Source organism: Shewanella cyperi, from assembly GCF_017354985.1.
GTDB classification, from domain to species: domain Bacteria; phylum Pseudomonadota; class Gammaproteobacteria; order Enterobacterales; family Shewanellaceae; genus Shewanella; species Shewanella cyperi.
Map to the genome: position 1 here is coordinate 2,879,502 of NZ_CP071501.1, position 25,094 is coordinate 2,904,595.

Below are 25,094 nucleotides of genomic sequence, written 5' to 3' on the forward strand. Positions count from 1 at the left end.
GGCAAACAGGCATTTTCCCGTTCCGCTTTTGGGGGCCTGTATAGATCCCCTTAATCAGGTGTCCAATGGTATTAAACGGGAACAGGAAAAAGCATGGAATATGACTCGCCAACCTCATACTTAAATGAACAGTAATTATTGAAAGTACTGAAAAACAAAAAAGCCCCGACGCAGTCGGGGCTTTTGATTGTGTGGTCATAGCCATCATTCATAGGGGTCGAATTCCAGACCTTGGGCAACCTGATCGAAACCAAAGCCCTGTCCCAGCAGATAACGTACCCGTTTGGCCTTGTCCTTGGCGTCCGCTATGGGGGTAAGCCCAAACTTCTTGCGCGCCTTGGTGCGCGCCAGGGCAAACCAGTCCTGATCGCAACCATTCAGCGCGGTTTCCACGGACTCCCGCGACAGACCTTTTTGCAACAGGGCCTGGCGGATACGAGTCGGACCATGGCCCTTGGCAATGTGACTGCGGATAAGCTGCCCTGCATAGCGGCCATCATCCAGGTAACCGCGCAGCTCACATTCGGCGAGCACGGTTTCCACTTCCTGGAGCTCATGGCCCTTGGCCAGCAGCTTGGTTTTAAGCTCTTCCCGACCATGATCCCGCCGCGCCAGCAAGGTCAGCGCGGCTTGCATCAGTTCTGGGTTCAGAACACTTCCCCGGTTTCAAAGTCGACGTTTTCGCCACTGCTGTCACTGCTGCCTGAGCCAACACTGCTGCTGGCTGCACTGCTGCCATCGGCACGATGCAGCAACATCTCGCGCAGTGCCTTGTCGATTTCGGCGGCTATTTGTGGATTGTCAATCAGGAACTTACCGGCATTGGCGCGGCCCTGGCCAATCTTGTCGCCCTTGTAGCTGTACCAGGCACCGGACTTTTCAATCAGCTTGTGCAGCACGCCCAAATCCACCAATTCACCGGTGCGGTTGATACCCTGACCGTAAAGGATTTGGAAGTCGGCTTGCTTGAACGGTGCAGCAATCTTGTTCTTAACCACCTTAACGCGGGTTTCGTTACCCACCACCTCGTCGCCTTCCTTGATGGCGCCGGTGCGGCGGATATCCAGACGCACTGAGGCGTAGAACTTGAGCGCGTTACCACCTGTGGTGGTTTCAGGGTTGCCGAACATCACGCCAATCTTCATACGAATTTGGTTGATGAAGATAAGCAAGGTGTTGGATTGCTTGAGGTTACCCGCCAGCTTACGCATGGCTTGGCTCATCATACGCGCTGCCAGACCCATGTGGGAATCACCGATTTCGCCTTCGATTTCGGCCTTGGGAGTCAGGGCCGCAACCGAGTCAACGATGATCACATCCACGGCGCCACTGCGGGTCAGGGCATCACAGATTTCCAGCGCCTGTTCACCCGTATCCGGCTGAGAGCAGAGCAGATTGTCGATATCCACGCCCAGCTTCTTGGCATAGATGGGGTCCAATGCGTGTTCGGCGTCGATAAAGGCGCACACCTTGCCTTCACGCTGGGCAGCAGCAATCACTTCCAGTGTCAGAGTTGTTTTACCTGAAGATTCAGGACCATAGATCTCAACGATACGGCCCATTGGCAGACCACCGGCCCCCAGAGCCACGTCCAGAGACAGCGAACCTGTGGAGATGGTTTCCACATCCATGGAGCGGTCTTCACCCAGCTTCATGATGGAGCCCTTGCCAAACTGCTTCTCAATTTGGCCCAGAACTGCGGCTAACGCTTTCTCTTTGTTTGGATCTATCTTCATTCCTGTTCCCTCTTAAAGCAGCCCTGTGGCTGTCAATAAAGTCGCGATTATTCTGTTGGCGCAACCCCGAACGGCGTCGGCATGTTTGTACTTAACTGAGGCTAGTATACTGTACAATCATACAGTATCAAGCCCAGGTAAAATATTTTTTCCCTGTGCCCGCAGCCCCGGCCCTGGTGGCAATTTGCACCGACGCGGGGGCTTTTAGCGCTATGGGGCTCAATTTCAACGAAAACCTTGTTAGTATTGGCGCCACAGTTTTCAGCGCCACCCAGCAGATACGGCCGTCCATGAACAGCACAGATTTCGACGATTTGGAAAAACACACTCCCATGATGCGTCAGTACCTGACGATGAAGGCAGCCCATCCGGATATGCTGCTGTTTTACCGCATGGGTGATTTTTATGAACTCTTCTATGAGGATGCCAAACGCGCCTCGCAAATGCTGGGCATATCCCTCACAGCACGCGGCAAGAGCGGCGGCGATCCCATCCCCATGGCCGGTATCCCCTATCATGCGGTGGAAGGTTATCTGGCAAAGCTGGTGCAAATTGGCCAGTCGGTGGCCATCTGCGAACAGATAGGTGACCCTGCCACCAGCAAGGGGCCGGTGGAGCGCAAGGTGGTGCGGGTGGTCACGCCCGGCACCCTGACCGATGAAGCTCTGCTACAGGAGCGCCAGGACAACCTGCTGGCCGCCGTCTATCAGGGCAAGGTAGGTTTCGGCTATGCCACCCTGGATGTGGCCTCGGGCCGCTTTGTGGTGGCCGAACTCGACAGCCGTGAGGCCCTGGAGGCCGAGCTGCAACGCACCAGTCCCGCCGAACTCCTGTACAGCGAAGACTTCGGCGAGCTGGCACTGATTAACCATTTCAAGGGCAAACGGCGCCGTCCCGAATGGGAATTTGACTATGACACCTGCGTCAAATTGCTGCTGGAACAGTTTGGAACCCGTGACTTGCGCGGCTTTGGTATTACAGATGCACGCCTGTCGCTGCAGGCGGCCGGCTGCCTGATGCAATATGTACGCGATACTCAGCGCACCGCCCTGCCCCACATCAATTCCATAGTGCGCTTCAACCAGAGCGACGCCATAGTGCTGGACGCGGCGACCCGCCGCAATCTGGAACTGACGCAGAACCTCTCCGGTGGTCGCGACAGCACCCTGGCGAGCGTGCTCGACAATACCGCCACCGCCATGGGCAGTCGCATGTTGCAGCGCTGGATCCATCAGCCACTGCGCAACAGAAAGCAAATTGAATCCCGTCAGGGCGCCGTGAGCGAACTCTTGGACACTCAAGGCTTTGAAGCACTCAGCCACACGCTGCGGAACTTAGGGGATATTGAGCGGATCCTCGCCCGTCTGGCGCTTAGAAGCGCCAGACCCAGGGACTTTGCCCGGTTGCGGGATGCCCTGGGATTATTGCCAGAACTCAAACAACATCTCGAAGCAAGCCAAAGTCAGCACCTGCAACAACTGGCACTGCTGCTGGGGGAGTTCCCGGCGGAGCAGGATTTGCTGGAGCGTGCCATAGTTGACAACCCGCCCATGCTTATCCGCGATGGCGGCGTGATCCGCCCTGGCTACAACGCCGAACTCGACGAGTGGCGCGGTCTCAGCGAAGGGGCAACCGACTATTTGCAGCAACTGGAGATCCGCGAGAAGGAACGCTCCGGCATAGCCACCCTCAAGGTGGGCTACAACCGGGTCCATGGTTATTACATCGAAGTCAGCCGCGCCCAATCGGCGCTGGTGCCCTTGTCATACCAAAGACGCCAAACCCTGAAGAACACAGAGCGCTATATCACCCCCGAGCTCAAGGAATACGAGGAAAAGGTTTTGTCCAGCCAGGGCAAGGCGCTGGCGCTGGAAAAACAGCTGTGGGATGAACTGTTCGATCTGGTGCTGCCAAGGCTGCACGATCTGCAGGCTTTCGCCCGCGCCGCAGCGGAACTGGACGTGCTGGCCAACTTCGCCGAGCGTGCCGAAACCCTTGGCTATCAATGCCCGGAACTGAGCGACAGAATCGGGATTTTGATCGAGGCCGGCCGCCATCCCGTAGTGGAGCGGGTCAACCAGACGCCCTTTATTCCCAACCCGGTGGAGCTCTCGAGCGAGCGGCGCATGTTGGTGGTGACCGGCCCCAACATGGGCGGTAAGTCCACCTACATGCGTCAGGTGGCACTGATCACCCTGATGGCCCACATAGGCTGCTTTGTGCCGGCACAGCGAGCCGTTATTGGCCCGGTGGACAGGATCTTCACCCGCATCGGCGCCAGCGATGATCTGGCCTCGGGCCGCTCCACCTTTATGGTGGAAATGACCGAGACCGCCAACATATTGCACAACGCCAGTGCCAACAGCCTGGTGCTGATGGACGAGATTGGTCGCGGCACCTCCACCTATGATGGCCTGTCACTGGCCTGGGCGGCGGCCGAGTACCTGGCCCAACGCCTGGGCGCCATGACCCTGTTTGCCACCCACTATTTTGAACTGACCCAGTTGCCTGAGCTGATTGCCGGAGTCCACAACGTACATCTGGATGCGGTGGAGCACGACGACACCATTGCCTTTATGCACGCGGTGCAGGAGGGTGCTGCCAGCAAGAGCTATGGTTTGCAGGTGGCGGCGCTGGCGGGAGTGCCGAGTCAGGTGATAGCCTTGGCCAAGCACAAGTTGCATCAGTTGGAGAACCGGGATCACCAGGTACCGACCACGGGTAAGAAAAACCTGGCTCAACAGAGCCTGGCCTTGAGTCTGCCGGCCGAGCCCTCGGCGGCCGAGACCAGGCTCAAGCAGCTGAAGCCGGACGAACTCAGCCCACGTCAGGCGCTGGATTTGCTCTATGAACTCAAGGCCTTGGTAAAGTAGCTGGCATTGGAGCCATAAAAAAACGCCTCATTTGAGGCGTTTCTGTTAACAGGCTTAGGCGCCAGCTAATAGGCTTTTGCGCTAGCTAATAGGTTTATGCGCCAGCCGTTATTTGTCAGCTCTGGAACAGGGCTTCCACCGACAGGCCTTGGGCACTCAGGAGATCCCGCAACCGCTTCAAGGCTTCCACCTGAATTTGTCTTACCCGCTCCCGGGTCAGGCCTATTTCGGCACCCACGTCTTCCAGGGTAGAAGGCTCGTAACCCAGCAGACCGAAACGGCGCGCCAGCACTTCCCGTTGCTTGGTGTTCAGTTCGTTGAGCCACTTGACCACAGAGTTGGAGATGTCCTCGTCCTGCACCTTGAAGTCCGGGCCGACGGAATCGTCATCTGCCAGTACATCCAGCAGCGCCTTGTCGTTGTCGCCCCCCAGAGGAATATCCACCGAGGTAATCTTTTCATTGAGTTTGAGCATGCGACTGACATCACCGCTGGGCAAATCCAGTTTGGCGGCAATCTCTTCGGCAGTAGGCTCATGGTCGAGTTTGTGTGCCAGTTCCCTGGCGGTACGCAGATAAACGTTGAGTTCTTTCACCACATGAATTGGCAGCCTGATGGTACGGGTCTGATTCATGATGGCACGTTCAATGGTTTGACGGATCCACCAGGTGGCATAGGTGGAGAAACGGAAGCCGCGCTCCGGGTCGAACTTTTCCACGGCGCGGATAAGTCCCAGATTGCCTTCTTCGATAAGGTCCAACAGGGCCAGGCCCCGGTTGTTGTAACGGCGGGCGATCTTTACAACCAAACGCAGGTTGCTTTCGATCATACGGTTGCGTGACTTTTCACAACCTTTCAACGCTTTTCGCGAAAAATAAACTTCTTCTTCTGCACTCAGCAGCGGGGAAAAACCAATTTCACTTAAATAGAGTTGTGTGGCATCCAAATTCCGCTGTAAATCGTCCTGTACTTGTTGTTCAAGTTCCAGGTCATGCACCAGATTGACGTCTTCAGCGTCCATACTTTTTTCAATTACTGGTTCCTTTCCGGAAAAATCTACAAGCTCTCTAGCAACAAGGGTATTGTTTTTAAGGCTCATAATTTGCTCTCCCAAACCATTGATTCGTTGAGTTATTTACTGCACTTTCTTATCCTCCGTTGCCAATATGGCAGCCAAAAAATTATTGTTTTGGCAAATAGTTAAGTGGGTTGACGGATTGTCCGTGGTAACGGATCTCAAAATGGAGCATTACCTGATTTGTGCCCGTACTTCCCATCTTCGCAACCGTCTGACCTGCTCTGACCTGTTGCTTTTCTTTAACCAGGATCTTGTCTGCATGGGCATAGGCACTGAGGTAGTCATCATTGTGTTTGATGATGACCAAGTTGCCGTATCCCCTGAGGGCACTGCCGGCATATACCACCTTGCCATCTGCCGCGGCACTGATGAGTTCTCCTCGGCGCCCCGCGATCTTGATCCCTTTATTCCCCTGCTCTGTGGCAGAGAAGGTCCCAATCATGTTGCCCTTTACAGGCCACACCCAGCGGCTTACCTCTTCGGGTAGCCCGTCGTGGCTGTGGATAACAGGGTTAACTTTTTGTTGGGAACTTGTTACAGAGTACGCAGACTCGTTAGCCGGATCAAGTGTTTTTTTTGTACTATTCCGTTTGTCGTTCTGTAGCGCCTGCTTTTGCTTATCAGTTTGTTTTTTATATGTTTTATCATTAGGCTTTTGCGCCGCGGCCTGGCGCTGCGCCGCTTCGGCTTCAGCCTGACTTTTTGTAAGTTTCCGTGTCGTTCTGAGGACCAAAACCTGGCCAGGATAGATGGTGTAAGGCTTTTTCAGGCGGTTGAGCCAGGCGATTTCGGTATAGTCGCGGCCAGCAGCCCAGGCGATGGAGTAAAGGGTATCCCCGGGTTTAACCTTATAGCTGTTGCTTTGCAATGTGCCGCGATCCCGGCCACTGGAGTTCCCCTGGCCGAGACTTTCCACCGGCGCAGGACGATGGGCTTGAAAACTGCAGCCTGCCATGAGCAGGCAGAGGATCAGGCTCAGGGATCTCATGGGATCAGGCCAGCTCACCACTTATCAGCGGCACGAAGCGCACCGGCTCAACAACCTCGGAAATAAATTGCTCACCGCTGCGGCTGATGCGCATCAGTTGCTGCAATTCGTCTCCGACAGGAATAATCAGCAGACCACCGTCTGCGAGTTGGTCGAGCAATGCCTGGGGCACAGTACTGGCCGCGGCCGTCACCATGATGGCGTCAAAGGGTGCCTTGCTGGGCCACCCCTGCCAACCGTCACCGTATTTAAATGAAACGTTGTGCAAATCCAGTCGTTTAAGGCGCTGCCGCGCCTGGATCTGCAGTCCCTTAATTCGCTCAATGGTACAAAGCTCATCCACCAGCTGGGCCAGAATTGCCGCCTGGTAGCCCGAGCCCGTCCCTATCTCCAGTACCCGCTTGGGATTGCGGGCCAGCAGCATTTCCGTCATGCGTGCCACTATGTAGGGTTGGGATATGGTTTGCCCCTGACCTATGGGCAGCGCGGTATTCTCATAGGCCTTGTGGGCCAGGGCCGCATCCAGAAACAGCTCTCTTGGCGTGTTGGCAATGGCTTCCAAAACCCGTGGCGAGCTTATCCCCGCCTCTTGCAGGCGTTTTGCCAGGTTGATTGCCACTGCACGGGAAAGCCGGGTCATATTTTCTCTATCCAATCTGTAAGTGCATTGAGTTGTCCGTAGGCGGTCAGATCCACGGTTAAGGGGGTGATGGACACGTATCCATCCGCCACGGCACCAAAATCCGTGCCCTCTCCGGCGTCCTGCTCCGCACCCGGAGGGCCCAGCCAGAAGATTTCACGCCCGGCCGGATCCCGGGTTCTGACCACGCCCTCGGCGCGGTGCCTGGCCCCCAGGCGAGTTACCTTTATCCCCTTGATGTCCTCCAGGGGCAGATCCGGCACATTGACGTTTAAGATCTGATCTGCAGGCAGCGGGTGGCTCATCAGGCCGCGTACTATGCGCACCGCCACTTCGGCGGCAGTGGCGTAATGTTTAAGCTCGCGACCCACCAGGGAGACGGCTATGGCCGGGAGCCCCTGAAAACGCCCTTCCATGGCCGCAGCAACTGTACCCGAGTACAAGGTATCATCCCCCATATTGGCACCGGCATTAATGCCAGACACCACCATGTCCGGCTCCACATCACACAATTCGCGGATGGCAATATGGACGCAATCGGAAGGCGTACCGTTCACCGCCAGATAACCGTTATCTAAGCTATTAATTCTCAATGGATTCGTCAAGGTTAACGAATTGCTGGCGGCGGAGCAGTTGCGATCCGGTGCTACCACCTGCACTTTGGCTATGGCTGACAGCGCCTCGGCCAGGGCCCTGAGCCCCGGCGCCTGCACCCCATCGTCATTACTGACCAGCAGGAACATCGGCTTCCTCCGCCTTATTCGCTACGGCCTCGCGCCAGGCCTGCTCCTGCACGTCCGTGTATTGACACAGCTCCCGCAATACACTGGTGGCGAAGCTGCCGGCGGGCAGGATGAAATCCAGTACCAGGGTATCGCCATCAACCTTGTGGGACAGGGCCTCGGGCTTGAGCAACAGGGGGCGACGCTCCTGCTCCAGTCCGGCCTGCTCCAAGCCATCACGCTCCAGCGTAAAAGCCTCGAGCAGCTCGGTTTCCAGCGCCGCTGCCGCACCTTGGCTCAGCTGTTGCCCTCTGCCCCACTGGGGCGCCGACAACTGAATATCGCCTTCGGCGAGACGGCCCTTGAGGGTCTCATCCCACTGCTCGGCAACAAAGAAACTGCGGCTGCCGGCGAGCATCACACAGTCGCCGTCGAGCAGTTCCAGACCAATGCGCGCCAAACGCCCTGACACCACCTCGTTAAACAGCATGGATCGCGCCGCCGACAGGTAGATACTGCGCTTGTTCCTGTCCTTAACCTTGCGGCCCTGGAACATCTGTCTGGCCTGCACCAGGTTGCGACCGTCGTGGCCGAAGCGCTGCTCACCGTAATAATTTGGCACGCCACTTTGGGCTATCAAAGACAGCCGCGCTTCCAGGGCCCCCATGTCCGAAACATTGCGCAATGTCAGGGTAAAGCGGTTGCCGCTGAGGGCGCCGGTACGCAGCTTTTTGTTGTGACGGGCTGAACTCAAAATGGTCAGCTGCTCGCTGTTGAGTTCTGTCCATGCCGGCGTGTCCTTGCCGGGAATACGCACACCAAACCATTGCTCGGTCACGGCGTTCTTGTCCTTCTGACCGGCGAAGGTCACTTCCTTGGGATGCACCTTGGCAAACCTGGCCAACATTTCGGCGACCTGCACTGTGTTGAGGCCATCCTTGCGCACGTGCAGCAAATGATGCTCACCATCGCCGCTGGGCAAGAATGGCAGGATCTCCTGCACGACAAAGTCGCTGTTGCGGCTGCGAATATCGGCGCTGACAGAGGGTGCGCCATGGAGGAAGGTCAATTCGTTCATATGTTCTCTTTTAGCAGGAGGCAGGCAGCATCAGCACCACGGCTTCAACAGCAATGCCTTCCTTGCGGCCGGTAAAACCCAGCTTCTCGGTGGTGGTCGCCTTGACATTGATATCATCAAGTTCGGCCTGTAAATCCGCGGCCAGTACGGCACGCATCGCATTTATATGGGACGCCATTTTTGGGGCCTGGGCGATAATGGTCACATCCAGATTTCCCAAACAGTAACCCTTGTCCCTCGCCAATCCCATGCAGTGGCGCAGCAGTTTGCGGCTGTCGGCGCCCTTCCAGGCCTCATCGGTATCGGGAAAGTGCCTGCCTATGTCGCCAAGGGCCATGGCCCCCAGCAGGGCATCACAAATGGCGTGCAGCACCACATCGCCATCCGAGTGAGCTATCAGGCCACATTCATAGGGCACCTGCACGCCTCCCAGCATCAGCGGCTTATTGCCACCAAATTTGTGCACATCAAAGCCGTGGCCAATTCTGAATTTCATCTTGAGTCCTCACATGCTGCCGTGCGGGCGGCGAGAAACAGCGCCGCCAGGCGTAAATCATCCGGATGGGTGACCTTGATATTGTCGGCACTGCCGGGCACCAGCCCCGGGGCAACACCGGCCCACTCCATGGCCGAGGCTTCATCGGTCACGGCCACGCCGGCCGCCAGGGCCGATGTTAAATATTGCTGCAATTGACTTGCGGGAAACAGCTGCGGTGTCAGCGCATGCCACAGGGCCTCACGACAGACGGTATTGGCTATGGTGCCATCGGCACCGGCCCGTTTCATGGTGTCACGCACCGGGGATGCCAGAATTGCCCCCTGGGGAAATTGGCCGCGGGATGCCAGCAGCGCATCTATATCCTCGGCCCTCAGACATGGCCTGGCGGCATCATGCACCAGGGCCCAGGCGTTTGTTTCCTTTATCGCAGACAGTGCCGCCAGCACAGAGTCCGCCCGCTCTTTGCCGCCAAGTACTGTGGCAAGCTTGGGGTGACGGGCCTGAGGCAAATCGGCAAACCAAGTGTCATCGGCGCTGATGGCCACGATCACACTGTCTAAGGCCGGATGGCTCAGCAGACAATCCAGGGTATGGCCGAGGATGCATTGTTCGCCCAAAGGCAGGTATTGCTTGGGCAGGGCGGCCCCCATGCGGCTGCCGATGCCGGCCGCGGGCACTATTGCGATAACAGGGGCGCTGTCTGCATTGGAAAGGGAATTATTTGAATTCATCTGAGCATTACTGCTTGAAACTTTTGACATCATTGCCGACCACACGGAAGAAGGTTTCCCCCTCCTTGACCATGCCCAGCTCGTTGCGGGCCCTCTCTTCCAGGGCCTCGGTGCCACTGCGAAGATCGATGATCTCCTCCTTGAGCACCTGATTGCGCTCCAGCAGTTTGGCATTGCTGGTCTGCTGGCTGTGGATCTGCTCCTGCAAACTGAAATATTCGGGCAGGCTGTTTTCGCCCCACCAAAGGCGATACTGCAACATACCCAAGAGCAGGGTTAACACCAGAATAAATCGCTTCATGAACCAATAAACACTTAGTGAGCGGAACTGTGCAAGATATTACAACAAAAAAGGTCGCCCGGGGGGCGACCTTTTAGCGATCAGACACTTTTTATCTTGCGAACAAGATTATGCCTGACTTTTGATTTCCTTCAGACCACGGTAAGGCGCCTTTTCACCCAGTTGCTCTTCGATACGCAGCAGCTGGTTGTACTTGGCAACCCGGTCGGAACGGCACAGAGAACCTGTCTTGATTTGACCTGCAGCGGTACCCACGGCCAGATCGGCGATGGTGGCATCTTCGGTTTCGCCTGAGCGGTGAGAAATCACTGCTGTGTAACCGGCTTCCTTGGCCATACGGATGGCGGCCAGGGTTTCGGTCAGCGAACCAATCTGGTTGAACTTGATCAGGATTGAGTTGGCTACGCCCTGCTCGATACCGCGGCTCAGGATCTTGGTGTTGGTTACGAACAGATCGTCACCCACCAGCTGCACCTTGTCGCCGAGGATTTGAGTCTGGTACGCCCAACCGTCCCAATCGGATTCATCCAAACCGTCTTCGATTGAAACAATGGGGTATTGCTCGGTCAGCGACTTGAGGAAGTCAGAGAAACCGTTGGAGCTGAATACCTTGCCTTCACCGGCCAGATCGTATTGACCGTTCTTGTAGAACTCGGAAGCGGCGCAGTCCAGGGCCAGGGTCACGTCAGTGCCCAGCTTGTAACCGGCAGCCTCAACGGCTTCCTTGATCACGGCCAGAGCATCGGCGTTGGAGGCCAGGTTGGGGGCAAAACCACCTTCGTCACCCACAGCTGTGTTCAGTCCCTTGGACTGCAGCACTTTCTTCAGGTTGTGGAAGATTTCGGCACCCATACGCAGGGCTTCACGGAAGTTCTTGGCACCCACGGGTTGCACCATGAATTCCTGAATATCGACGTTGTTGTCGGCGTGCTCACCACCGTTGAGTATGTTCATCATGGGTACTGGCATGCTGTACTGGCCGGGAGTGCCGTTCAGTTCAGCGATGTGAGCGTACAGAGGCATACCCTTGAAGGCAGCGGCGGCCTTGGCGGCGGCCAGAGACACGGCCAGGATGGCGTTGGCACCCAGCTTGTCTTTGTTCTCGGTACCGTCCAGAGCGATCATGATGCCGTCCAGCTCGGCTTGAGCGGTGGCATCTTTGCCCAGCAGGGCTTCACGGATAGGGCCGTTAACGTTGGCAACGGCAGTCAGCACGCCCTTGCCCAGATAGCGGCTCTTGTCGCCATCACGTAGTTCCAGCGCTTCACGGCTGCCGGTAGATGCGCCCGATGGAGCTGCTGCCATGCCGATGAAACCGCCTTCCAGATGCACTTCGGCTTCCACAGTGGGGTTACCGCGTGAATCCATGATTTCACGACCAATCACGTTGATAATCTTAGCCATAATGTCCTCGACTTAAGGTTAAAGTGAAAAGAAAAAACCAATACCTATAACAGCGCCTGGAACCCCTTAAGAAACTGGCATGGGTATTTGATTTTAGTTGTCCCCCTGGGGGACAAAAAGGCCGGAGCTGCAAGTGCAGCGCCGGCCCATGGGATTAGCTCAGGTTGCGTTTCTGATACGCACTGGCTGCCGCCACAAAGCCTTCGAACAGCGGATGGCCGTCACGGGGCGTGGAGGTAAACTCCGGATGGAACTGACCGGCCACAAACCAAGGATGATCGGCAAGTTCGATCATCTCCACCAGCTTGCGGTCAGATGACAGGCCACTGAATACCAGACCAGCCTGTTCCAGTCGTTCCACGTAATTGTTGTTTACTTCATAGCGGTGACGATGACGCTCGATACAGCTGCTGCCCTTATAAGCCAGTGCTGCCTTGGTGCCTTCCTTGAGATGGCACAGCTGCGCACCCAGACGCATGGTACCGCCCAGATCCGAGGCTTCATCACGCTGCTCAATATTACCTTCTTTATCGATCCATTCTGTGATGAGACCCACAACCGGATAAGGCGTTTGCTTGTTGAACTCGGTAGAGTGCGCATCTGTGAGGCCGGCCACGTTACGGGCGAACTCAATCAGTGCCACCTGCATACCAAGGCAGATACCGAAGTAAGGCAGCTTGTGCTCACGGGCATACTTGGCGGCCAGGATCTTGCCTTCCACGCCGCGCTCACCGAAACCACCGGGAACCAGGATGCCGTCCAGACCTTCGAGCACTTCATCGCCCTTGGCCTCAACGGTTTGTGAATCGATGTACTTGATGTTTACCGTCAGGCGGTTCTTCAGACCCGCGTGTTTCAGCGCTTCGTTCACCGACTTGTAGGCATCAGGCAGCTCAATGTACTTGCCGACCATACCTATGGTGACATCGCCATTGGGATTGGCTTCCTGATAAATCACGTTTTCCCACTCGGACAGATCGGCCTCGGGGCATTCCAGGTGAAAACGCTTGCAAACCAGTTCATCCAGACCCTGTGAACGCAGCAGCGCCGGGATCTTGTAGATTGAGTCCACGTCCTTCAGGGAGATAACCGCACGCTCTTCCACGTTACAGAACAGGGAAATCTTGGCCTTTTCATTGGCTGGGATGGCGCGGTCGCCACGGCAAATCAGCACGTCAGGCGCTATACCAATGGAGCGCAGCTCCTTCACCGAGTGTTGGGTCGGCTTGGTTTTCACTTCGCCGGCAGCGCCGAGGAAAGGCACCAGGGTCAGGTGCATGAACAGGCTGCGGTCACGGCCCAGTTCCACCGCCAACTGACGGATGGACTCGAGGAACGGCAGGGATTCGATATCACCCACTGTGCCACCGATTTCGACTATGGCCACATCGTGACCTTCGCCGCCGGCCAGCACTTTTTCCTTGATGGCGTTGGTAATGTGCGGGATCACCTGAATGGTGGCACCCAAATAATCACCGCGACGCTCTTTACGCAATACTTCTTCGTAAATACGTCCGGTGGTGAAGTTGTTGCGGCGATTCATCTTGGTACGGATGAAACGCTCGTAGTGGCCCAGGTCCAGATCGGTTTCTGCGCCGTCCTCGGTCACAAAGACCTCACCATGCTGAGTTGGGCTCATGGTACCCGGATCGACGTTAATGTAAGGATCCAGCTTCATGATGGTCACGTTGAGGCCCCGTGCCTCGAGGATAGCTGCCAGTGATGCTGCTGCAATGCCTTTACCCAGCGACGAAACCACGCCGCCAGTCACGAAGATATACCTTGTCGTCATGCTGAACCTGAGAAAAATGAGTGTGAATATATGTGCTTGTAAGAAAGCACCAGGACGGGGCGACAGTATATCAAAGCCGCCCGCTTTCGACAAACCTCAATCGGCAGATTTTTCAGCCAACTTGACCTGATCCCAGAAAGCATCAAGGCTGGCGAGGTCGTGATCGGTCAATGATTTGCCATCGGCACAGGCCAGTTCTTCCACCGCCCGGAAGCGGGTTTCAAACTTGCGATTGGCCTGGCGCAGCGCCAGCTCGGGGTCGATTCCCAGGTGTCGGGACAGGTTGGCCACCGCAAATAACAGATCGCCCACTTCAGCCGTCAGGGCCTCACGATCGACGGTCGCGGCGCGGGTTTCCGCCAGCACTTCCTCGATTTCCTCGTGCACCTTGGCCACCACGGGATCAAGATCAGGCCAATCAAAGCCCACCCTGGCGACCCGCTTCTGGATTTTCAACGCCCGGCTCAGGGACGGCAGGCTCAGGGGCACATCATCGAGCACCGAATGCTTGTCCTTGGCCCTGCGCTCTGTGGCCTTGATGGCTTCCCAGTTGTCCTTGACCTGCTCACTGCTGCTTACGGCCAGCTCGCCAAACACATGCGGGTGGCGCGAGGTGAGCTTGGCGCAAATGCGCTTCACCACTTCGCCAAAATCAAACAGCCCCTGCTCCTTGCCAAGCTGGCAGTAAAACACCACCTGGAACAGCAGATCCCCCAGCTCATCGGGCAGTTCCTGCAAATCCATGCGCTCTATGGTGTCCGCCACCTCATAGGCTTCCTCCAGGGTAAAGGGCACTATGGTGGCAAAACTCTGGGCCTTGTCCCAGGGGCAGCCGGTGTCTGGGTCCCGCAGTTTCTGCATGATATCCAGCAGGGGTTGGATATCGCTATGGATGGATTGGGTCATTGATTACATTCCTTAACGCGGCGCTGACGTCATAAAGGGTGACATCTTAAAGTCGCGCCATAAAAAAAGAGGCTGCCGGGCAGCCTCTTGACGCTATCGAGCTACAGTCTTCTGGCTTCTATCACGCCATCCACCTGGCCGAGCTTGGACAACACCCTTGAGAGGCCATCGACGTTATACAGCTCCAGCTCCAGCTCTATGGCGGCGGTCTGGGTCTTGATATCGGACGAGGAACTCATGGCAAGCACGTTGGACTTTTCCGCCGCCAGCACGGAGGTGAGATCCCTCAGCAACCCGGTTCTGTCATTGGCCAGCACCCGCAAACGGATCTTGTAACCACCGGAGTAGTTCTCGCCCCAAACCACATCCACGCTGCGCTCCGGATGGGCGCGCATCAGTTCCTTGACCTGCTCACAGTCGGCCCTGTGCACAGAAATACCGCGACCCTTGGTGATAAAGCCAAAGATCTCATCGCCGGGCACAGGACGGCAACATTGGGCTATATGGCTCAGCAGGTTGCCAACGCCGTTAACCTCAATCTGATCCCGGCTCTTGGTGATGGGTTTCAGCTGGCCCTTCTTGACCAGATCTTCCACCGCCTCTTCATCGGAGATCTCGTGTACCCGCATCCGGCTCTGGACGTGGTTAACCACCTGATTAAGGCGCACATCGCCGCCACCTATGGCCGCCAGCAGGTCGTCCATATTGGTCATGTTGAAGCGCTCGATGGCACTGCCGACATCTTTCAGGGTCAGGCCAACGCGGCCCAGCTCGCTCTCCAGCATTTCGCGGCCGGCGGCCAGGTTCTTATCCCTGTCCTGTTGCTTGAACCAGTGCTGAATTTTGCTCCTGGCACGGGAGGTCTTGATGTAGCCCAGGTTGGGATTGAGCCAATCGCGCTTGGGATTGGGGTGCTTGGAGGTGATGATTTCAATCCGCTCCCCCGTCTCCACCTGATAGGTAAAGGGCACAATGCGGCCATCCACCTTGGCGCCAATGCACTTGTGGCCCACCTGGGAGTGAATGTAATAGGCGAAATCGAGCACGGTTGACCCTGCGGGCAAGTCCACCACTTCGCCGGACGGGGTAAAGACATAGACCCTGTCCTCGAACACCTGACTGCGGATTTCCTCCACCAGGTTGCCGCTCTCGACCACGTCTTCCTGCCATTGCAGAATTTTGCGCAGCCAGTTGATTTTCTCTTCGTAGCCGCTTTGCTTGCCGGCGTGGCCTTCCTTGTATTTCCAGTGGGCGGCGACCCCGAGTTCGGCATCCTGATGCATGGCCTCGGTGCGAATTTGAATTTCCACCGTTTTGCCTTCGGGCCCCACCACCACAGTGTGGATGGACTGGTAACCGTTGGGCTTGGGGTTGGCGACATAGTCGTCAAATTCCCGCGGAATATGATGATACAGGGTGTGCACCACACCGAGGGCGCCATAGCAGTCCTGCAAACGATCTGTGACTATGCGCACCGCGCGCACGTCAAACAGCTCATCGAATTTGAGGTGCTTGCCCTTCATCTTGCGCCAGATGGAATAGATGTGTTTGGGCCGGCCATAGACCTTGGCGCGAATATGCTCCTCGTCCAGCTTGGCCTGCAAATCGCTGACAAAGCGATCGATAAAGGTTTCCCGATCAATGCGCTTGCCATCGAGCTGCTTGGCAATCTCCATGTAGGTCTCGGGATGCAAATAGCGGAACGAAATATCTTCCAGCTCCCACTTGAGCTGACCTATGCCTAGGCGGTTGGCCAGCGGGGCGTAAATGTCGGCGATTTCCCGCGCCAGCAGCACCCGGGTTTCCTCGTCGGCATTTTTCACCGCCCGCAGCAAACATACCCGCTCGGCCAGTTTAATCACCACGGCGCGCACATCTTCCACCATGGCCAGCAACATCTTGCGGATATTGTCTATCTGGGATTCGTTGTCGCGCCCCAGATTATTGAGTTTCAGGGTACTGATGGCGTTCATGGTGACCACACTGGCCACCAGCTTGCCCAAACGTTCACCGAATTGCTCACACAGCTTGTCGTGTTTGAGCAGCCCCGCCTCCTGCACGGTAAAGAGCACAGCTGCCTGCAGCGTCTCTATATCCATATTCAGTGGCGCCAATATCTCTATCATTTCGCGGGCACGGGCCAGCAGCGCCTGGTGGGCAACCTTGTCCTTGACCGGCAGGGCTTCCACTGTGCGCAGCAGCTCCAGCAGCATGGCCGCTTCAGCCGGTTCTTCGACGTAGCGGGCTACCCACTGGTCGAGGTGAAAATCGGGATCGTTGAAGTGCGCTTCGCGAACTGACACCATCTGTTGCGGATTCCTTATCCCTTGCTGAGGTTAAACACCCTATCTTCAGGATTGCCACGCGCTTGTCAAACGCTGGCGTCCCGTTTGCACATTAAATTTGCTTTATGGCGCTATTTAGCCAATTCAAACAAGGCCATGGCCTCGCTGTGATGGGTCTGGGGGAACATGTCCACCAGACCCAGGCGAGTGAGTTTGTAACCCGCATCCAGCAACAACACAGCATCACGGGCCAGGCTCGCCGGATTACAGGACACATAGAGCACCCGAGTTGGTTTCATCTTCTTCAGCCACTTGAGACTCTCATAGGCACCGGCGCGGGCCGGGTCCAGCAGCAGCTTGTCAATCTTGCCGAGCCAGGGCTCGGTGCTGAGATCGGCACTGAGATCGGCGCCGAAAAAGCGCAGCGTCTCAAAGCCATTGTCGGCGGCATTGCTCCTGGCCTGCAGCACCATCTCGGTCACCCCTTCCACGCCCACCACCTCGGCGCCGCGGCTGGCCAGCGGCAGACTGAAATTGCCCACACCACAGAAGAGATCCAGCACCCGCTCGCCGGGCTGTATGTCGAGCCAGTCCATGGCCTGCTGCACCATAGCCTGGTTGATGACGCCATTGACCTGGATAAAGTTGCCCGGGGCAAAGGCCAGTGACAGCTTGCCCTGTTCCAGTTGGTATCTGGGCAGCCGGGCCTCACCATGGAGATATTCCAGCTCACCCTCGTTGTCGACAAACAGCAGGCTTATCTTGTGCTCCTCGGCGAAGGCTTGCAGTTGCTTTCTGTCCGCAGCCACCAGGGGCGCGGTAATCCGCAGCACCAGGAAACGGCCATTGTCGGCCTCAATCAGCTCCACATGCCCCAGGCGCTGTTTGCCCTTAAGGCGATTGAGCACAATTGCCAAAGGCGCAATCAGATCCGACAGGGCTTTGGCCAGTACCGGGCACTGAGAGATGGGCACTACGGCCTTGCTGGCCTCGGCACGGAATCCCAGCTGCAACTGTTGTGTATCCTTGTCGAGCAAGGTGGCCAAACGGGCCCGGCGACGATAGTGCCAACCATCGGCAATCAGAGGATTTTCCAGCGCATCGCTTCCGACACCCGTGCTGCGGGCGAGGATGTTTTCCAGGGCCTGGCTCTTGAATTCACGCTGACTTTCGAGCGACAGGTGCTGCATGTCGCAACCACCACATTCGGCATAATGGGGGCAAGGCGGGGTAATGCGGGCGGCAGATGCGCTTTCAATCTGCAATAATTTGGCCCGGGCATAGTTTTTTTTCTGCTCAATGAGCTGCACCTGCACCCGTTCGCCGGGCAGGGCCCCGGGAATGAACACCCACTTGCCCTCGTGTTCGGCCATACCGGCGCCCAGGTGATCCAACTGGGTCACCTCCAGGCTCAGTTTGGAGGACAGTTTTTTCGATCTGTTTGGTTTTGCTTTAAAAAATTGTGCCATTAAGGTCTCACAATCAATAAATATCTGGTCAAGACAGGTGCCTTTCTGGCAGTCTAATAACCCAATAAGGATATTCTTATCACGGACATACGCAGCCCCATGAACAGCGCCAACAACATGACCAAATACAGTCTGCGTTCCTGGGTTTTGGTGCTCGCGCTGGCCCCCACCATACTGGTGGGTATTCTGCTGGGCAGTTACTTTACCATAAATCGCTTCTATGAGCTCGAAGCAACCCTGATAGAACAGGGCAGTAACATCATAGAGCCCCTGGCCATTGCCAGCGAAGTGGGCCTGGCCGCCAACAACCGGGAAGCAAGCAAACGGCTGCTGGCCGCGGCACAGCTGAACAAGTCCACCCTGGTCAAATCCATCGCCATTTTCGATATCAACAACCAGCTGTTTGTGACCTCCCATTACCACAAGGACTTTGAGGTAATGCGTTACAAGGAGGCCATTACCCAGCTGGCCGGCACCGAACACGAGCAGGTGGGCGATACCCTGATCCTGCGTGCCCCCATCTACAGCTCCATCAAGCCAGGCGCCCTGGACGAGGCTGCTCCTCCCATGGGGGAGACCGAGGTCGAGGGAGATACTGTGCTGATGCCGGACCAGTCCAATGCCAAGCTGCTGGGCTATGTCTCGCTGTTGCTCAACAAGGAAAAGGCGCTGCTGGAACAGCACAGGGCGGCGGTGGCTGCCTTTATCATAGTGCTCATCGGCGTGCAGCTGAACCTGCTGTTTACCTTCCGTCTTGTGAAAAACGTCACCCAGCCCATTACCGAGATGGTGCGGGTGGTGGCCAAGATCCGCGAGGGTAAGCTGGATACCCGCCTTGAGGGCAACCTGATAGGTGAGCTCGACCTGCTCAAACGCGGTATTAACGCCATGGCGGGCTCTTTGTCGGAATACCACGACGAGATGCAACAGAACATTGACCAGGCCACCTCGGATCTGCGGGAAACCCTGGAGCAGATTGAGATCCAGAACGTGGAGCTGGATCTGGCCAAAAAGCGGGCCCTGGAGGCCAGCCGCATCAAATCGGAATTTTTGGCCAACATGTCCCACGAGCTGCGCACCCCGCTGAACGGTGTCATAGGCTTTGCCCGGCAACTGCTGAAAACACCGCTGCATACGAGCCAACTGGAATACATCAAGACCATTGAGCGCAGCGCCACCAACCTGCTCGGCATCATCAACGATATTCTCGACTTCTCCAAGCTGGAAGCCGGCAAAATGGTGCTGGAAAATATGCCCTTTGCCCTGCGCAGCAGCCTGGAAGACACCCTGCGCCTGGTGGCCGGTGCCGCCCGGGAAAAATCGCTGGAGCTGGTGGTCGATATCGACCCCGCCATTCCAGAGAACCTGACCGGTGACGGCATGCGTGTCAGCCAGATAGTCACCAACCTGGTGGGCAATGCCATCAAGTTTACCGACAAGGGCAGCGTGCGCCTGCGGCTCCTGCTGGCGGCCCAGGATGAGGACTCTGTCACCCTGAGGGGTGAAGTCATAGACACGGGCATAGGCATAGAAGAAGGCCAGCAGGAATTGCTGTTCCAGGCCTTTGGCCAGGCCGACTCCTCCATTTCCCGCCGCTTTGGCGGCACCGGCTTAGGATTGGTGATCACCAAGCGCCTGGTGAATCAGATGGGCGGTCAGATTGGTTTCAGCTCAACGCCCGGACGGGGCTCCAGCTTCTGGTTTGTGATCCCGCTGCAATTGAGCCAGTTCCCGATAGCCGACACCCTGCCGCTGAGTAAACTAACCGGCCAGACAGTGTTGCTGTTTGAACCGCGCAAACTCACCCGCAGTGCCATCGCCAACATGCTCAGCCATTGGCAAATGGATCTGGCCACTGCCCAGGATCTGAACTCGCTGCACCATGCTCTCAATGGCAGGCGCTTCCAACATATACTCATGAGCTGCCATGGTTTTGCCGATCTCAAGGCACTCAAACAGCAGATACATGAAGCCAGACAACAAACCGACAACCTGTTGCTACTCAACGACTGCCTGGAACCCGAGGTCTATACCCGTGAGCTCCAGGCTGGGGTTGATCAGCTGGTGGAGTTGCCGCTGATAGAAACCACCCTGGCGCAATTACTGCTGTATCCGGCCGTAGATAGCGGCTATGTACCGCCGCCATTGCCCGAGCCGGTACCCGAGCGGCGTCACGCCCTCAATGTGCTGGCGGTGGATGACAACCTGGCCAACCTGAAATTGATTGATACCCTGCTCAAAGAACTGGTGACCCACGTGGTGGCCGTCGGCAGCGGCGATGAGGCGGTTGCCCTGGCCAAGAGCCGCAGTTTTGATTTGATATTCATGGACATACAAATGCCCGGCACGGATGGGATTACCGCCACCCGCCTTATCCGTCAGGACTCACTCAACCGCAATACCCCCATCATTGCGGTCACGGCCCACGCCATCAACGAGGAACGGGAGCGGATCCTCGGCAGCGGCATGGATGGTTACCTGCCCAAGCCCATAGATGAGGCCGCCCTTAAAGGGGTCATCAGCCGTTGGCTCACCCGCCCCAAGTTTACCCATTTCGACAGCCGCACCCTCAATTGGGAGCTGTGCCTGACCCAGGCCAACCACAAACAGGATCTGGCGCTGGACATGCTGCAGATGCTGGTGGAATCCCTGCCCGATACCGTGGCAAAAATTGAACTGGCGCTCGACCGGCACGACAATGAGCAGATGGTCACTGTGGTGCACAAATTACACGGTGCCAGTTGTTACTGCGGTGTACCCACCACCCAAAAGCTGTGCCAGGACATAGAGTCCAGTCTCAAACGCGGTGGTGACATTAGCGATGTGGAACCGGAAATCCTTGAGTTACTTGATGAACTAACTAAGGTAGAATCGGCGGCAACCCAAGTGATTTCCCAGATGTCAGCGGACCTTCTTCATGAGTGAAAAACCCGGATTCTTCAAACGCCTCAAGGCCTTATCTCTGCCACAGAAGCAGTTGTTTGCCACCGCCCTGTGCCAGCGTATGTATCCCAATTACCAACTGTTCGCCGAGGTGTGTGAGTTCGGCGATGCCAAGCTGCTCGATACGGTGCTGAACCTGTTATGGCAATCCCTGTATGACCGCAAGCTCAAGTTGAATCTGGAAATGTATCTGGAGAAGCTCGACGAAATCACTCCGGACCCGGAAAACTTTGATGTCTATGGAGCCTATCCGGCCATGGATGCAATAGTGGCAGTCAGCGCCCTGCTCGGTGCGCTGCAGAGCAAGATTGAAGAAGACATCACCAATATCAGCAAACTGTCCTCCAGTACGGTCGCCAACTATATTGAAGCCATCAGCGATACCGACCTGGAAGATGATGCGCTGGATGACTTTATCTACGGCCACGAAGCCATGGTGGAAGAGCGGGAACTGCAGGCCTGGTTGCTGGATCTGGTGGAAGACAATCCGGAAATGGATGCCGATTTCATCAAGGCATTGCGCAAGGAGCTGGTGAGTCAAGGGGTGTCCAACATAGGCATCAGCGCCCAATAACCCTTCGACCATAGACGGATGGCGACCCCAGTCGCCATCATGCTAATCTGCCCCCAGTGCATCCAACAGGCCTGTCGAGGAATCCTTAGCCATGTTGATGATTTTACTGCCACTGCTGGCAGTGCTGGCCATAATGCTGCTGGGCGCCCTGGCCCAGCGTTTCAGATGGCTGCCATCCAAAACCGACATTTGGCTCAACGAATACGTCTACTATCTCGCCTTTCCGGCCATCCTCTTTATCAGCCTGGCCAAAACCCCCATAGCCACCATACTTAACGGCCCTTTTATCGCCGCCTACCTGTTGGCCATGGTGCTGACCTATGGCCTATGCCAAAAGCTGTCGCTCCGCTATGGCAGTCACAGTGAGGCCAACATCCGCGCCCTCGCCGTCACCTTTGGCAACACAGCCTTTATCGGCATCCCGGTGCTGATGATGCTGTACCCCGAGGATCCCCTGGCCCTGATGGCCACCGCCATGACCAGCCTGTTATCTGTGGGCATGTTCGCTTTCGCCCTGGTCAGACTGGATCTGGCCCGCAACAACAGCCCCCGCCATCCCCTGCTCACCATGGCGCGCACCCTGGTCACCAATCCCATAGTGCTCGGGTGTCTGGCAGGCATAATGGTTTCGGCATTGACGGTTAAGATCCCATCGTCCCTGGATACAGCACTGCAACTGATAGGCAAAAGCTCAAGTCCCTGTGCCCTGTTTGCCATCGGCATAGTGCTGGCCAAGGCCATGCGGCGCCAAACGGGAGATGGCAGCCGGTTCAGCAGTGCTACTGAGCAGACCCTGATCAATTTTGCCAAGTTGCTGCTGCAACCCCTATTGGCCCTGGTACTGTTTTCCCTTTTCGGGGTAACCGGTGAGCTCAGGGTCATGGGCACCTTGCTGGCCGCCATGCCCACGGCCGCCAGTGTGTATCTGCTGGCCCAGCGCTATCAAACCCTTGATGAACAGTCGGCCCAGTGGATAATGTTGGGGACAGTACTGACGCTGTTGGCGTTGCCGCTTTGGCTGGAAGTACTAAATACATTTTTTATTCAATAAGATAAGTAAATACCTTCGCAAGATCCTCACCCGCATATTTACTGTATATAAAATCAGTATATACTGTTCATCAATACAGTGCTTTGGTGAGTTATTCGACAGGAATTCATTATGCTTTGCCAACTCAGCATCAACAATTTTGCCATTGTCCGCTTTCTTGAACTGGATTTTCGCCCCGGCATGACCAGCATCACAGGCGAAACGGGGGCGGGTAAATCCATTGCCATCGACGCCCTCGGCCTGTGCCTTGGCAACCGTGCCGACGCTGCAGCGGTACGCCCCGGCGCCAGCAAGACCGAAGTCAGCGCCCGCTTCACCCTGGAAGATGTGCCCCTGGCAAAGCGTTGGTTGGAAGACAATGATCTTGAGTTGGATGATGAATGCATCCTGAGGCGCACCATCACCAGCGATGGCCGCTCCCGGGCGTATATTAACGGCAATCCTGTGCCTCTGAGTCAGCTCAAGGCCGTGGGGCAATTCCTTATCGGCATCCACGGTCAGCACGCCCACCACGCTTTGCTGAAGAGCGAGCATCAGCTCAACCTGCTCGACAGCTACGCCAATCACAAACTGCTGAGTGACGCCGTGCTGGCCGCCTACCAACGCTGCCGCCAGGTGGAAGCCGAGCTTGAGTCACTGCAACAATCGCAGCAGGAACGTATTGCCCGCAAACAGCTGTTGCAATATCAGGTGGAAGAACTGGATGAGTTCAACCTGCAGGCCGGCGAGTTTGAAGAAATTGAAGTCGAGCATAAACGTCTGGCCAACGGCACGGCGCTGATTGAAGACTGCCAGCATACCCTGGCGCTGTTGTCTGAGTCCGATGAGGGCAATATCGAATCCCTGCTCAACAAGGCAGTTTCCCTGGCCGCCACCCTGGAAGGCCTGGATCCCACCCTGGCCCCCATTGGCAATATGCTCAATGAGGCCCTGATCCAGGTGCAGGAAAGCAGCAGCGAACTTGGGCGTTACCTGTCAAATCTGGAATTGGATCCCGAGCACTTCGCTTTTCTGGAAGAACGCCTGTCCAAGGCCATGACGCTGGCCCGTAAACACCATGTCGGCGCCGACAAGCTCCATGAGCATCACAGGGCGTTGGCGGACGAACTGCGAACCCTGGACTCGGATGAAGAGCAGCTTGAAGAGCTGGCGGCCCAGGTTGTGGCCAGCCGCGAGGCCTACCTGCAGCAGGCCCAGAAACTGAGCCAAAGCCGCAGCCGCTATGCCAAGGAACTGGATAAACTGGTGACCCAGTCCATCCACGAACTGAATATGCCCAAGGGCAAGTTCAGCATTGAGGTCAACTTCAATCCCGAACTCATGGGCCCCAATGGCAGCGACATTGTGGAGTTTCTGGTGACCACCAACCCGGGCCAGCCCCTGGCGGGACTGGCCAAGGTCGCCTCCGGCGGCGAGCTCAGCCGCATAGGTCTCGGGATCCAGGTGATTACCGCCCGCAAGGTGGCAACCCCCACCTTGATATTTGACGAGGTGGACGTCGGGATCTCCGGTCCCACCGCCGCCGTCGTGGGCCGCATGCTGCGCACCCTGGGTGAATCAACCCAGGTGCTGTGCGTCACCCACCTGCCCCAGGTAGCGGGCAATGGCCATCAGCACATGTTGGTCAACAAGCACAGCAAGGCCGGCCAAACGGAAACGACGATGCAAGCGCTTGATAAGGAACAACGGGTTCAAGAGCTGGCCCGCTTGCTTGGCGGTGACACCATCACCAGCAACACCCTGGCCAACGCCCGCGAACTGTTGGCGGGTTAAAAACCCTTGCAGTCCCCGGGTTCAAGGACCCGGGGGCAAATGCCGGATCCGCGAACCAGAAACATCAGAATTCCCTCCTGTGCTGTCAAGCCAGCGATACAGCAATAAGCCATTCAATATCATTAGCTTACACAAATAGCACCCGCAACTGTCAGGCTGGAGTGCCAATTTAACTTTAAGCTCCATGGCGTCCGCGCCGGCGATACTGATCCAGGTCAAATTTTACCGACCAAATATTACTTAAGCTGCGG

At 56.6% G+C, this 25,094-nt stretch carries 20 protein-coding genes; 5 read left to right on the forward strand and 15 right to left on the reverse strand.

Annotated elements, in window-relative coordinates; all coding sequences use genetic code 11:
• Positions 1 to 204: 204 nt before the first annotated feature.
• Complete coding sequence (locus tag JYB84_RS12595) at positions 205 to 636, reverse strand: regulatory protein RecX (RefSeq protein ID WP_407696000.1); 432 nt, start codon at positions 634 to 636, stop codon at positions 205 to 207.
• An 11-nt stretch (positions 637 to 647) separates the two neighbouring features.
• Positions 648 to 1,736: a recombinase RecA gene (gene recA / locus JYB84_RS12600; RefSeq protein WP_207320405.1), complete on the reverse strand. Its 1,089-nt coding sequence runs from the start codon at positions 1,734 to 1,736 to the stop codon at positions 648 to 650.
• Positions 1,737 to 2,026: 290 nt separating this feature from the next.
• On the opposite strand from recA, the gene mutS reads away from it, so the two are divergent.
• Positions 2,027 to 4,609 (forward strand): DNA mismatch repair protein MutS, encoded by a 2,583-nt coding sequence (gene mutS / locus JYB84_RS12605; RefSeq protein WP_207320406.1) that lies wholly within the window; start codon positions 2,027 to 2,029, stop codon positions 4,607 to 4,609.
• Positions 4,610 to 4,724: 115 nt separating this feature from the next.
• Here the strand turns inward: mutS and rpoS are convergent, their stop codons facing one another.
• The 13 genes from rpoS to rlmD form a co-directional block, all read right to left on the reverse strand.
• Positions 4,725 to 5,708, reverse strand: coding sequence for an RNA polymerase sigma factor RpoS (rpoS, locus tag JYB84_RS12610; protein WP_228289612.1), 984 nt, complete (start codon positions 5,706 to 5,708; stop codon positions 4,725 to 4,727).
• Between the two features lie 82 nt (positions 5,709 to 5,790).
• Complete coding sequence (locus tag JYB84_RS12615) at positions 5,791 to 6,675, reverse strand: peptidoglycan DD-metalloendopeptidase family protein (protein WP_207320407.1); 885 nt, start codon at positions 6,673 to 6,675, stop codon at positions 5,791 to 5,793.
• A gap of 4 nt (positions 6,676 to 6,679) precedes the next feature.
• The gene (locus tag JYB84_RS12620; protein WP_207320408.1) at positions 6,680 to 7,315 is read right to left on the reverse strand and encodes a protein-L-isoaspartate(D-aspartate) O-methyltransferase; all 636 of its coding nucleotides are present in this window, start codon (positions 7,313 to 7,315) and stop codon (positions 6,680 to 6,682) included.
• Positions 7,312 to 8,058: a 5'/3'-nucleotidase SurE gene (gene surE, locus JYB84_RS12625; RefSeq protein ID WP_207320409.1), complete on the reverse strand. Its 747-nt coding sequence runs from the start codon at positions 8,056 to 8,058 to the stop codon at positions 7,312 to 7,314. The genes JYB84_RS12620 and surE overlap by 4 nt, the downstream gene beginning before the upstream one ends.
• Positions 8,039 to 9,115, reverse strand: coding sequence for a tRNA pseudouridine(13) synthase TruD (gene truD / locus JYB84_RS12630; protein ID WP_207320410.1), 1,077 nt, complete (start codon positions 9,113 to 9,115; stop codon positions 8,039 to 8,041). Before truD ends, surE begins: the two co-directional genes overlap by 20 nt.
• Before the next feature lie 10 nt (positions 9,116 to 9,125).
• Positions 9,126 to 9,611 carry a 2-C-methyl-D-erythritol 2,4-cyclodiphosphate synthase gene (gene ispF / locus JYB84_RS12635; protein ID WP_207320411.1) on the reverse strand — a complete coding sequence of 162 codons (486 nt, stop codon included), beginning with the start codon at positions 9,609 to 9,611 and terminating at the stop codon, positions 9,126 to 9,128.
• Positions 9,608 to 10,345, reverse strand: coding sequence for a 2-C-methyl-D-erythritol 4-phosphate cytidylyltransferase (gene ispD, locus JYB84_RS12640; protein WP_228290770.1), 738 nt, complete (start codon positions 10,343 to 10,345; stop codon positions 9,608 to 9,610). The genes ispF and ispD overlap by 4 nt, the downstream gene beginning before the upstream one ends.
• 7 nt (positions 10,346 to 10,352) lie before the next feature.
• Complete coding sequence (ftsB, locus tag JYB84_RS12645) at positions 10,353 to 10,646, reverse strand: cell division protein FtsB (RefSeq protein WP_207320413.1); 294 nt, start codon at positions 10,644 to 10,646, stop codon at positions 10,353 to 10,355.
• Positions 10,647 to 10,754: 108 nt separating this feature from the next.
• Entirely contained in the window at positions 10,755 to 12,050 is a 1,296-nt protein-coding gene (gene eno / locus JYB84_RS12650) for a phosphopyruvate hydratase (RefSeq protein WP_207320414.1), read from the reverse strand.
• 154 nt (positions 12,051 to 12,204) lie between these two features.
• Positions 12,205 to 13,842: a CTP synthase gene (locus tag JYB84_RS12655; protein ID WP_207320415.1), complete on the reverse strand. Its 1,638-nt coding sequence runs from the start codon at positions 13,840 to 13,842 to the stop codon at positions 12,205 to 12,207.
• Positions 13,843 to 13,938: 96 nt separating this feature from the next.
• Entirely contained in the window at positions 13,939 to 14,748 is an 810-nt protein-coding gene (mazG, locus tag JYB84_RS12660) for a nucleoside triphosphate pyrophosphohydrolase (protein WP_207320416.1), read from the reverse strand.
• A gap of 101 nt (positions 14,749 to 14,849) precedes the next feature.
• Entirely contained in the window at positions 14,850 to 17,054 is a 2,205-nt protein-coding gene (gene relA / locus JYB84_RS12665; protein WP_207320417.1) for a GTP diphosphokinase, read from the reverse strand.
• A 110-nt stretch (positions 17,055 to 17,164) separates the two neighbouring features.
• Positions 17,165 to 18,502 carry a 23S rRNA (uracil(1939)-C(5))-methyltransferase RlmD gene (gene rlmD, locus JYB84_RS12670; RefSeq protein WP_207320418.1) on the reverse strand — a complete coding sequence of 446 codons (1,338 nt, stop codon included), beginning with the start codon at positions 18,500 to 18,502 and terminating at the stop codon, positions 17,165 to 17,167.
• Between the two features lie 99 nt (positions 18,503 to 18,601).
• Between rlmD and barA the strand changes: the two genes are divergently transcribed.
• From barA to recN, 4 genes are all read left to right on the forward strand, one after another.
• Positions 18,602 to 21,427 carry a two-component sensor histidine kinase BarA gene (barA, locus tag JYB84_RS12675; protein ID WP_207320419.1) on the forward strand — a complete coding sequence of 942 codons (2,826 nt, stop codon included), beginning with the start codon at positions 18,602 to 18,604 and terminating at the stop codon, positions 21,425 to 21,427.
• On the forward strand, positions 21,420 to 22,019 hold the full coding sequence (locus JYB84_RS12680) for a YjaG family protein (RefSeq protein WP_207320420.1): 600 nt from the start codon (positions 21,420 to 21,422) through the stop codon (positions 22,017 to 22,019). The genes barA and JYB84_RS12680 overlap by 8 nt, the downstream gene beginning before the upstream one ends.
• A 94-nt stretch (positions 22,020 to 22,113) precedes the next feature.
• Complete coding sequence (locus JYB84_RS12685; protein WP_207323220.1) at positions 22,114 to 23,070, forward strand: AEC family transporter; 957 nt, start codon at positions 22,114 to 22,116, stop codon at positions 23,068 to 23,070.
• A gap of 111 nt (positions 23,071 to 23,181) precedes the next feature.
• Positions 23,182 to 24,843 carry a DNA repair protein RecN gene (recN, locus tag JYB84_RS12690; protein WP_207320421.1) on the forward strand — a complete coding sequence of 554 codons (1,662 nt, stop codon included), beginning with the start codon at positions 23,182 to 23,184 and terminating at the stop codon, positions 24,841 to 24,843.
• Positions 24,844 to 25,094 lie beyond the last annotated feature (251 nt).

Excerpts from the sequence above, each read along its gene's own strand:
- JYB84_RS12595 (WP_407696000.1), bottom strand. The coding sequence starts at position 636 with ATGCAAGCCGCGCTGACCTTGCTGGCGCGGCGGGATCATGGTCGGGAA.
- recA (WP_207320405.1), bottom strand. The coding sequence starts at position 1,736 with ATGAAGATAGATCCAAACAAAGAGAAAGCGTTAGCCGCAGTTCTGGGC.
- mutS (WP_207320406.1), top strand. The coding sequence starts at position 2,027 with ATGAACAGCACAGATTTCGACGATTTGGAAAAACACACTCCCATGATG.
- rpoS (WP_228289612.1), bottom strand. The coding sequence starts at position 5,708 with ATGAGCCTTAAAAACAATACCCTTGTTGCTAGAGAGCTTGTAGATTTT.
- JYB84_RS12615 (WP_207320407.1), bottom strand. The coding sequence starts at position 6,675 with ATGAGATCCCTGAGCCTGATCCTCTGCCTGCTCATGGCAGGCTGCAGT.
- JYB84_RS12620 (WP_207320408.1), bottom strand. The coding sequence starts at position 7,315 with ATGACCCGGCTTTCCCGTGCAGTGGCAATCAACCTGGCAAAACGCCTG.
- surE (WP_207320409.1), bottom strand. The coding sequence starts at position 8,058 with ATGTTCCTGCTGGTCAGTAATGACGATGGGGTGCAGGCGCCGGGGCTC.
- truD (WP_207320410.1), bottom strand. The coding sequence starts at position 9,115 with ATGAACGAATTGACCTTCCTCCATGGCGCACCCTCTGTCAGCGCCGAT.
- ispF (WP_207320411.1), bottom strand. The coding sequence starts at position 9,611 with ATGAAATTCAGAATTGGCCACGGCTTTGATGTGCACAAATTTGGTGGC.
- ispD (WP_228290770.1), bottom strand. The coding sequence starts at position 10,345 with ATGAATTCAAATAATTCCCTTTCCAATGCAGACAGCGCCCCTGTTATC.
- ftsB (WP_207320413.1), bottom strand. The coding sequence starts at position 10,646 with ATGAAGCGATTTATTCTGGTGTTAACCCTGCTCTTGGGTATGTTGCAG.
- eno (WP_207320414.1), bottom strand. The coding sequence starts at position 12,050 with ATGGCTAAGATTATCAACGTGATTGGTCGTGAAATCATGGATTCACGC.
- JYB84_RS12655 (WP_207320415.1), bottom strand. The coding sequence starts at position 13,842 with ATGACGACAAGGTATATCTTCGTGACTGGCGGCGTGGTTTCGTCGCTG.
- mazG (WP_207320416.1), bottom strand. The coding sequence starts at position 14,748 with ATGACCCAATCCATCCATAGCGATATCCAACCCCTGCTGGATATCATG.
- relA (WP_207320417.1), bottom strand. The coding sequence starts at position 17,054 with ATGGTGTCAGTTCGCGAAGCGCACTTCAACGATCCCGATTTTCACCTC.
- rlmD (WP_207320418.1), bottom strand. The coding sequence starts at position 18,502 with ATGGCACAATTTTTTAAAGCAAAACCAAACAGATCGAAAAAACTGTCC.
- barA (WP_207320419.1), top strand. The coding sequence starts at position 18,602 with ATGAACAGCGCCAACAACATGACCAAATACAGTCTGCGTTCCTGGGTT.
- JYB84_RS12680 (WP_207320420.1), top strand. The coding sequence starts at position 21,420 with ATGAGTGAAAAACCCGGATTCTTCAAACGCCTCAAGGCCTTATCTCTG.
- recN (WP_207320421.1), top strand. The coding sequence starts at position 23,182 with ATGCTTTGCCAACTCAGCATCAACAATTTTGCCATTGTCCGCTTTCTT.